This window comes from Arthrobacter sp. Hiyo1 (assembly GCF_001263615.2).
Taxonomy (GTDB): domain Bacteria; phylum Actinomycetota; class Actinomycetes; order Actinomycetales; family Micrococcaceae; genus Arthrobacter.
Genome location: NZ_DF952472.1, coordinates 391,699 through 392,554 on the forward strand (window position 1 = coordinate 391,699; position 856 = coordinate 392,554).

1 protein-coding gene is annotated in these 856 nt (G+C 64.3%); it reads right to left on the reverse strand.

The genetic code is table 11. The features are described from left to right. Positions 1-21 precede the first annotated feature (21 nt). Positions 22-717 carry a polyphenol oxidase family protein gene (locus AHiyo1_RS15380; protein ID WP_059389143.1) on the reverse strand — a complete coding sequence of 232 codons (696 nt, stop codon included), beginning with the start codon at positions 715-717 and terminating at the stop codon, positions 22-24. Positions 718-856: the final 139 nt, after the last annotated feature.

The following is an 856-nucleotide window of genomic DNA, read 5'->3' on the forward strand; positions in this document are numbered from 1 at the left end:
CTTTCCGCCGTGGGGAAATCCTCACTCATGCGTCCACACCAAACCTGCAAACCGCCCTGTTTTCTGATTGCGGCGGTACGAGAAGAGCCGGGCGGTCTCGCGCGTGCACTCCCCCGAGTACTCGACCGTGATGTCGAGTGCCTGCAGCTGGGCACGCACACCGGCAGGCAGGTCCAGTGCGGGCGTGCCCCACGAGGTTGTGGACCAGGTTTCCGGAACCGCGGCAGCCACGTCCGTCCGCAGCTGTTCCGGAACTTCGTAGCATTCACCGCAGATGGAAGGGCCCACCCAGGCGCTGATGGCCGCCGCGCCGCGGTTTCGCATCTCCACCACAGTGGCCGAAACGATATCGGCGGCAACCCCGGGCCGGCCGGCATGGACCACCGCAAGGACGGGATTGACGTCATCCGGCACTTTGCCCAAGAGCACAACGGGGACACAATCGGCCACCATGACCGCGAGGGGTTGCCCCCTTGACACCATGGCGTCCGCCGTTGGTCCGTCCCCGGGCACGGAGATGAATTCGACGGCTTTTCCGTGGACCTGGTTCATGTATTGGAAACGGCGTCCGCCGAGCCCCGCTGCTGCTTCCAGCCGGGCCCGGCGCACCATGACGTCGTCAGGATTGTCCGCTACGTGCAGTGCAAGGTTGCCCGCATCGTCATCGGAGAAGGCAACCGAAATTCCGGGCCGCACTTCTTTTCGCCACCAAAACACTACTGGCTAACTCTCCTGGGTGGGTTTGAACAGAGCTGCTACTTCAGGAAGTCCGGAACATCGAGGTCGTCGGTGCGGCTTCCCGAAAGGTCCGGTTCGACGACGGCCGGGAGGTCGACGTCGAAGCCCGAGTCGGCGG